The 2,829-nt window shown below is 72.2% G+C and carries 1 protein-coding gene and 1 pseudogene; both read left to right on the forward strand.

From position 1 onward, the window contains the following. On the forward strand, positions 1 to 1,161 hold a 1,161-nt coding region (locus tag ACTUAL_RS14020), incomplete at its 5' end, for a thiolase family protein (protein WP_440900545.1). Continuing rightward, positions 1,158 to 2,829, forward strand: a pseudogene (locus tag ACTUAL_RS14025) (3-hydroxyacyl-CoA dehydrogenase NAD-binding domain-containing protein); the annotation flags it as partial. The gene ACTUAL_RS14020 and the pseudogene ACTUAL_RS14025, both read left to right, overlap by 4 nt.

Below are 2,829 nucleotides of genomic sequence, written 5' to 3' on the forward strand. Positions count from 1 at the left end.
ACGCCGTTCGGCAAGGCCGGCCCGAAGGGGATCTTCGCGGAGACCCGCGCCGACGACCTGGTGGTCAAGGTCATCAGGGAGCTGCTGCGCCGCCACCCCGAGCTCCCCCCGGAGCGCGTCGACGAGGTCGCCATCGCGGCCACCACCCAGATCGGCGACCAGGGCCTGACCATCGGCCGGACCGCCGCCCTGCTGGCGGGCCTGCCCAAGTCGGTGCCCGGCTACTCGATCGACCGGATGTGCGCGGGCGCGATGACGGCCGTGACCACCGCGGCCAGCGGCATCGCGTTCGGCGCGTACGACGTGGCGATCGCGGGTGGCGTCGAGCACATGGGCCGCCACCCGATGGGCGAGGGCGTCGACCCGAACCCGAGGTTCCTGTCGGACAAGATCGTCGACCCGTCGGCCCTGATCATGGGTTCGACGGCGGAGAACCTGCACGACCGCTACCCGGCCATCACCAAGGAGCGGGCCGACGCCTACGCGGCGGCCTCGCAGGCCAAGTACGCGGACGCGCTCAAGAACGGGAAGATCGACCCGGACCTGGTCCCGGTCGCCACCCGCTCCGCCGAGCACGGCTGGGGCCTGGCCACCGCCGACGAGCCGCCCCGCCCCGGCACCAGCGTGGCGGACCTGGCGAAGCTCAAGACCCCGTTCCGCCCGCACGGCCGGGTGACGGCGGGCAACGCGGCCGGGCTGAACGACGGCGCCACCGGCTGCATCCTCGCCGGTGAGGACACCGCCGAGGAGCTGGGCCTGCCGGTCGGGATGCGCCTGGTCGGCTACTCGTTCCTGGGCGTGGAGCCCGAGGTCATGGGCGTGGGCCCGGTGCCCGCGACCGAGAAGGCCCTGCGGCGCGCCGGTCTGACGATCGACGACATCGGCCTGTTCGAGATCAACGAGGCGTTCGCGGTGCAGGTCCTGGCGTTCCTGGACCACTTCGGCATCGCCGACGACGACCCCCGCGTCAACCAGTGGGGCGGCGCGATCGCGGTCGGCCACCCGCTGGCGTCCTCGGGCGTGCGGCTGATGACCCAGCTGTCCCGCCAGTTCGCCGAGCGCCCCGACGTGCGCTACGGCATCACCACCATGTGCATCGGCATCGGCATGGGCGGCACCGTGATCTGGGAGAACCCCCGCTGGAACGGAGAGGCCAAGTGACCGCGCTGACCCCCGACGAGGCCAAGGCGCTGTTCCCGGACGAGGTCGTCACCGGCGCGCGCACCCGCCTGGTGTCCGTCCCCGGCCTGGACGGCCAGGTCGCCGTGATCACCATCGACAACGGCCACGACCACACCCGCCCGTCGACCTTCGGGCCTCAGGGCCTGGTCAGCCTGGGCCTGGCGTTCGACGAGGCCGCGGCGGCGAACCCGGTGGCCATCGCGGTCACCGGCAAGCCGTTCGTGTTCGCCGTCGGCGCCGACCTGAGCGCCGTGGAGAAGGCCGGGTCGCGCGAGACGGGCCTGACCATCGGCGCGCTCGGCCACGAGGTGTTCCGCAAGTTCACCGACTCCACCGTCCCCACCTTCGCGTTCGTCAACGGCGCGGCGATGGGCGGCGGCCTGGAGCTGGCGCTGTCCTGCCACTACCGGACGGTCGCCTCGAACGCGGCGGCGATCGCGCTGCCCGAGGTGTTCCTCGGCCTGTTCCCCGGCTGGGGCGGCACGCAGCTGCTGCCGAACCTGATCGGCCCGGACGCGGCCGTGACGGTGATCTTCGAGAACGCGCTGAACCAGAACCGGATGCTGAACCCGGCGAAGGCGACCCAGCTCGGGATCTTCGACACCGTGCTCGACTCGGCCGACTACCTGGAGCAGTCGCTGCTCTGGCTGGGGCAGGTCGTGCGCGGCGAGGTGTCGCCGGAGCGCAAGGAGATCGACCGGGGCGCGGGCTGGGACGCCGCGCTCGCCCGCGCCAAGGGCATCGTGCACGGCCGCACCAAGGGCGCCGCGCCCGGCGCGCTCAAGGCTCTGGAGCTGCTGGAGCTGGCCCGCGAGAACGACCTCGACCGGGGCTACGCGGCCGAGACCGAGGCGCTGGCCGACCTGGTCGTGAGCGACGAGCTGCGGGCGGGCCTGTACTCGTTCAACCTCGTGCAGAAGCGCGCCAAGCGGCCCGCCGGTGCTCCGGACAAGTCGCTGGCCCGCAAGGTCACCAAGGTCGGCATCGTCGGCGCGGGCCTGATGGCCTCGCAGATGGCGCTGCTGTTCGCCCGGCGCCTTGAGGTGCCGGTCGTGCTGACCGACGTCGACCAGGCGCGCGTGGACAAGGGCGTGGGCTACGTGCACGCCGAGGTCGACAAGCTGCTGGGCAAGGGCCGGGTGTCGCAGGACAAGGCGAACCGGCTCAAGGCGCTGGTGTCCGGTTCGCTGGACAAGGCGGCGTTCGCCGACGCGGACTTCGTGATCGAGGCCGTGTTCGAGGACCTGGACGTCAAGAAGAAGGTCTTCGCCGAGGTCGAGGAGCACGTCTCCGCCGAGGCGGTGCTGGCCACCAACACCTCGTCGCTGTCGATCACCGACATGGCGTCCGGGCTCAAGCACCCCGAGCGCGTGGTCGGCTTCCACTTCTTCAACCCGGTCGCGTCATGCCGCTGCGGGAGATCGTGCGGGCCGAGCGCACCGCCGACGCGACCCTCGCGACGGCGTTCGCGGTGGGCAAGCAGCTGAAGAAGTCGTCGGTGCTGGTCAAGGACGCGCCGGCCTTCGTCTTCAACCGGCTGCTCACCCGCGCGCTCGGCGCGGCGATCCGGGCGGTCGACGAGGGCACGCCGTTCGAGGTGGCGGACCGGGCCCTCGCCCCCCTGGGCATGCCGATGCCGCCCTTCGT

This window comes from Actinosynnema sp., assembly GCF_052038725.1.